Here is a 6245-nt window from a genome sequence, read left to right on the forward strand (position 1 = left end):
GTCCGCGCACGAGTTTCCGAGTGCCCCCCGGCAACTAATAACACTGTAGCATATATTCAATTCACTTGCATACTAAAATAAAAAGTCGCCCTACAAGGGCGAGGCTTTAAACCCAATTTTTCGGTAATCCTAGAAGAAATTTTACGTCTGGGTATGATGGCTCCCTCTAGTTTTAATTTACAACCTTGGCGTTTTATTGTGGTTAAGAAACAAGAGAATAAAGAACGACTTAAGGCTTGTGCTTTTAATCAACGCCAGGTAGAAGAAGCTCCAGTCGTTTTAATTTGTTGTGGCGATCGCCATGTATCTAAACCAGGATATATAGAATCTATAATTGAGTTGCGCAAAGAGCATGAAGCTATCAATGATACTTATGCAGATCATATGCGAAATTCAATTCCTAAAATGTTTGAAAGTCCTCCTTCTTTTGAATCTATGGAAGCTTGGATAAATAGGCAAGTAATGTTAGCAGTAGCTCAAATTATGATCGTTTCTAGTAGTTTTGGCGTTGATAGTTGTCCTCTTGAAGGATTTATTACGTCTCAAGTTAAAGCAGCATTTAATATTCCAGAGCAAGTAGATGTTTGCTGTCTATTAGCTATGGGTTATGCTGCTGAACCATTTAAAAAATATGGTGGACATCTGTCTTGGAGTAAGGTCTGTTTTCCAGAAACCTATGGACAGGATTTTGTATGAGTGGCCAATTATACTCATTTGACTAAAAAATATGACAAAATAGTGTTTCTATATCACAAAAATTCATAGCAAATATGTATCCGAATTTTATTATTAATAGTTTTATATTTAGGATTATTGATTTAATGACAAAATTCAAAAATATAATTCCTAATTTTATTATTAATAGTTTTATATTTAGGATTATTGATTTAATGACAAAATTCAAAAATATAATTCCTAAAATAATTAGGGTTTGCGCTCAAAAGTCTTATGGGTGAAGGTAGGAGACAACCCACCCCTAGCCCCTCCCAGGAGGGGAGGGGGAGAAAGGAGACAGGAGGAACGGGGAATTTGGAGGAGGTAGGAGCGCGCGTTTTGTCCCAAGATTGTTCTGCCCAACTCTTGACCAAAATCCTGAATTTTTGAACCATTACCACCTAAAACCCACATTCCGCACGTCAATTTGTAGCATTAAAAGTAGTATAGAATTTCTATTCTTGGTAAATATTTATACTGTATAAATTACTTCTCGAAAGTCAAATTATCAGTTAAATATTAAGTATAAATACTTGCTAAATTATTGACTCCTATTGACCACTATAATTTTCTTCTTACTTCTTAACTTCTTTATTTCTTACTTTTGACTTTTGACTTTTGACTTTTGACTTATATTTTTATGCTACGTTTTGTCGTGCGGAGTGTAGGCTAAAACCTCGCACTTTTTCCAGACCTAAAATTGCTCAAACCAATATCAGTCAATACGCGCGATATTTAATCAGCAAACCCTAATTAATTGAAGAAGGCAGAATGCAGAAGGCAGAAGGCAGAAGGAAAAAATTGCTTATGGATAGTCAATGACCAACCACTCCGTGTCTTATCACCCCAAACAATTTTAAGCACCCCCGTTCACGGTAGGGTATTAAACCCGCAAAAGAAAAGATAATAAAATTATTACTAGAAAATGAAAACAGCAATCAGAAATATTAATACTCAGATATTAGAAGATAATTTACAAAAAAGCTGGCAATCTTTGAGAGATTTGAATGATGCTTGTAAAATTAAATGTGACTTAAAAGCTGGAACATTATTAGTGATTTGCGAACATCCAGCAAATTTAATTATAGATCGAGAGAAAACAATTTCTGAGTTAAAAGGTATAGTTCAAAAACAACCACTAGAATCTATTGAGAAAGTAGGTATTTGTTTGAATACAATTGGTCATATATATCCTTATGCTTATCATTCATTTTTTACAAAAAGTCGGCAAGAAGAGTCTACATTAACTTTTCTGCCAAGATGGGTAGATGGAGATATAGGCGATGGAGTAAAAATTACACCAGAACTTTTAGATTCTTTAGATAATCCATTTGATTTAAATGATTTAGAACAAATATCTATTAGGTTAGAGTCTGAGCTAAATACTAATGTTGAGAAAGAGGATATTCCTGAAGATAATAGTCAAAATTCAGAGATTAAAATTACTTCAAAATTACTGGATGATTTAGATAACCCTTTTGATGTGACAGGATTAGATATATCTCCTAAAAAATCAAGAATAAAAGCAAAACATTATAATTATGTAGAACAAAAATCAACTGTTAACTTAGGTACTTTCTCTAAAGTAGAATTTCTCAGTGCCACCTTAAGTTTAACAATTTTAATAGGCTGTTTTTATGCAATAACTCAACCCTGTGTCATCGGAAAATGTATGATTGTGCCCACAGCAAGAGAGTTAAATCAGCAATCATTAGAAACAATTAAAAATTTTCAAAACTCTCTAGCTCCAAAGCAAGCAAAAGAAAAGTTAGAAAAAGCTGTTCAAGATTTAAACAAAGTTCCATTTTGGTCAATACATTATCTAGAGTCACAGCATTTAAAATCTACTTACAAAGCAGAAATTCAACATTTGGAAAATCTTCAAAAAGCTTTAACAAAAGGTCAACAAGCAGCTCAAAATAGTAAAAGTTTGCCACTAAAAGTAGAAGATTGGATAGAAATTCAATCACTTTGGCAAAATGCAATTGTTTTACTAGAAAAAGTACCAGGAGATAGTAGTGCTTATCCTTTTGCCAAGAATAAACTACAGCAATATCGTAAATATTTAGTGGCGATTAAAAGTAGACTAACAACAGAAGAAGCAGCCGATCAAAAATTAATTGCTGCTAAAAAATCAGCTCAGTTAGCAAATACAAGAGAAGTAGTAGCTCAGTTTCCTGAAAGCTGGAAAAATGTATATTCAAGTTGGGAAGATGCCCTGGATAAGATATCTTCTATTCCACCACAAACAACTGCCTATTTAGAAGCTAAAAATCTACTACCTCAGTATGAACAAAAACTTCAGTTAGCTGAAGAACGTAGAATTATAGAACAAATTGGTGAAGAGTATTATAATCAAGCTATTAGTTATGCGAAACAGGCTGAGATTTTTGAGACAAAAGATAATTGGCAAGAGGCTGTGAAGTATTGGCAAAATGCTTTAAATTCTGCTGAGGAAGTACCTACTACTTCTAGTTATTTTTCTAAAGCTAAACCTTTAATTAAATCTTATGATACTATTCTCAAAATAGCACAAGCTAACCAGAGATTTTTGGATACTATAGCTAAGGCTCGTCAAGATTTAAATAAAACTTGTAAAGGAACACCGAAAATTTGTGAATATAGTGTTACGAAGGATTTAATTACTGTGCGGTTAACTTCTGAATATGTGAATAAAATCAAGAAAACAGCTAAGGAGTTACAGGGTAATAAAGATAAAAAGAGTTTGACTCAACTAGAAAAACATTTGAAAACTTTACAGATAGCTTTGAAGGCTATTAGTAATAATGCAAAAATTCCTTTGGAGGTTTATAATCCACAAGGTTTAAAAGTTGCTGCTCATATTCCTAATAGTTGAAGTAGGGGAGTGGCTCACACGGATTATGGCACGGATACACGGATATGGAAGGGAGTAGAGGAGTAGGGGAGTAGGGGAGTGTTGGTAATTAACATCATACTTTTAGCCCACATTACGCACGACAAAATGCAGTACGCAATATTCCAACGTTACTATTACGAAACAGAACCTTAAAGCCCACATTCCGCACTTCAAAATGTAGTACAAAAATACCGTAAGAAAGCGATGTAGCTGCCGCTAGGCTCTGCCAACGCAATTAATTAAGTATTAATACTGGCATCACCAGAAAATTTAAAAATATTTTTAGTAAAAATACTGAGGTAAATCAAGAACAATGCATGAGAGTTTTAATGTAAAAATTACTCCGAAAGTTGGAAAAGGTAAAAACAAGAAAAATGGAGCGTGGAAATCAAAAATTTAGACCACTTGGGGCTAGTAGCTGGAATAATTGATGAAATAGGAATAGTTAATAAAATTAATGAATTAATAGAAGAGAAAAAGACGGAGAAAGTCAGGGCATCTTAATGTAGTAAAAGCCATGATTTTAAATGGTATGGGATTAGTATCATCTCCCCTATATATATTCAAGGATTTCTTTGAAGGAAAGGCGGTGGAACATTTACGCTGGAACCCACATTCCGCACGACAAAATGTAGTATACAAAGAGGGTAAAACTTGAGTAAGTATTTAGACTTATAGTATAGGGTGAGAAGCGATGTAGCTGCCGCCACCATCCTCCGCCAACGCAAATCAATAGAATGGTATAAGTTGGGAGAACTCACCAATAGACCAATTCAAAAATTGCCAAAGTTCCTCTATCACGCTTAGCGATCGCACTAATTGCCAAGCGGTTTATTCTACGACTATTCAATCATTGATTATTTTGGCTTTCTACCTCAAGTTTCTCAACTGAGTAGATAGTATCTTTGACAACTTGGAGGAAAAAACTTCAATAATTCTAAACGCTCATAAGTTAGATTAGATATACTCTTAACTCCAGAATTAATCAATAAATGAATCGACTGAAAACATTGAAATATCCAACGTAAAGTCGGTCTATTAGTAGGACGGCCTAGTTGATTTTTGACAGTAGATTTAGTTCGGTTTAAAGTTTGACGCAGTTGACGTTGGCCTAAAGTATAGACCAATAAACACGGATCCCATAATTAACCCCAAAGCTTCAATTCGATGGGGGGATTTAAGGAAGATACTATCAGTTAAAAATAGGGGATCTTTGAGAAACCTAAAACCTCTCTCAACCGATTGTTGTCCCTTGTATTTAGACAACATTTCTTCTTTCGTTAATTCCATTCTATCCAGGACATTTGTTGCCAATATAAATCGACCTGCTCGCTTCTTTTCTAGTTCTATTTTTGACTCTCTTAAGCCCACTTTAACTTGGACTTCATAAGGAAAATCTGTATCAGATTTCGACTCTACTTCTTGAACGTTAATGTCTATTAATTCGTGATATAAAAACTTTTTTAACAGCTTTCTTGTTACTGTTTCTGCATCTGGTTGACAAGCAAACTTTTCGGATTTTAATGTCTGGAGTCGTTTGTTGACTTCAACTCGTTCTTTCTGGATTTTTTTCTCTCTTATTTTCAAATCTGATTCTCGACGTAATTGACTTTCAATTATTAACCATCTCTGTTGAACTCCCCCGTAAGTTTTTGATAGTTCTTGATAGCTATATCCCTTAATCTGACTGGGAGTCAAATCTGACACATCTGTTTCTTGAACTAACTTGTGAGCTGCTTTTATACGAACTGGGACTCGGCTTAACCATTTAATATTTGTTAATAACTGTATATTTTCGTATTGATATAAAGCACTATCTGCCACCATTAAACTCTCAAAATTCAACTGATTTTTAAAATCTTTCATGGCTTGTACAAATTGTTTCTGGCGGCTATTCATTTCCAGACCCAATTCTCATCCACAATGGCACATCTCCGTCTTTTGTACAAATTAAATCCATCATAAATTGTTTTAAATCGGGTCGTTTATCTCTGGAATATCCATAAGTAATTTTTATAGTTTTTGGTTCTATATCTTTTGTGGATTCATCCTCATCTGTATGATAATCTCCATGAACATGAAATGATGTAGAATCTAAATGGACTGTATTTGTTTCGTTTCTCAAAATTTTCACTGCTTCTAGTACCACAGACATAAAAATCTCATTTAATCCTCTGCGATGCAGTTGTTCTAATACCCGACCTAATTTATCATCATTAAAATACTCTGTTTTTACCCCTTTGCCAATTAAGTGTTCTATAGCTTTTCCTTCAAAAAACTTACGATCGGGAATACAATGGGGACGAAACTAATCCTAACCCATTTAAGAGCATTCCTTTAACTACTTGACCCCCTGTTATTTTTTCTGATACCTCAACTCCAGCGTAGTTGATTAATTTTCTCTTCTATACCAATCTCATCAATAATTCCTGCGACTATTCCTAAGTGGTCTATATTAGTCACTTCTATTGACATTTTCTCCTCTTTTTTTGCTCTTCACCTTTTGTCTAGAATTACACTTTGAGGTTTTTTTTTTCTTGAGTCTAAATACTTACTCAAGTTTTACCCTCTTTGTATACTACATTTTGTCGTGCGGAATGTGGGTTTAAAGGTGTCTAAATACCATGAACTTACCGAGTTGAAAATCATCAAA

2 protein-coding genes and 2 pseudogenes are annotated in these 6245 nt (G+C 34.0%); 3 read left to right on the forward strand and 1 reads right to left on the reverse strand.

The window, feature by feature from the left end:
* The first annotated feature begins 153 nt into the window (after positions 1-153).
* The 3 genes and pseudogenes from F6K54_RS38330 to F6K54_RS38340 form a co-directional block, all read left to right on the forward strand.
* A complete protein-coding gene (locus F6K54_RS38330) occupies positions 154-696 on the forward strand; it encodes a nitroreductase family protein (protein WP_375342030.1) in 543 nt (180 codons plus the stop codon).
* A 943-nt stretch (positions 697-1639) separates the two neighbouring features.
* Entirely contained in the window at positions 1640-3571 is a 1932-nt protein-coding gene (locus F6K54_RS38335) for a hypothetical protein (RefSeq protein WP_293089337.1), read from the forward strand.
* Between the two features lie 402 nt (positions 3572-3973).
* Positions 3974-4193: pseudogene (locus tag F6K54_RS38340) on the forward strand (DUF4277 domain-containing protein); the annotation flags it as partial.
* 283 nt (positions 4194-4476) lie between these two features.
* On the opposite strand, the pseudogene F6K54_RS38345 reads toward F6K54_RS38340, so the two are convergent.
* Positions 4477-6067: pseudogene (locus tag F6K54_RS38345) on the reverse strand (IS1634 family transposase).
* Between the last annotated feature and the right edge of the window lie 178 nt (positions 6068-6245).

This window comes from Okeania sp. SIO3B5 (assembly GCF_010692555.1).
Taxonomy (GTDB): domain Bacteria; phylum Cyanobacteriota; class Cyanobacteriia; order Cyanobacteriales; family Microcoleaceae; genus Okeania.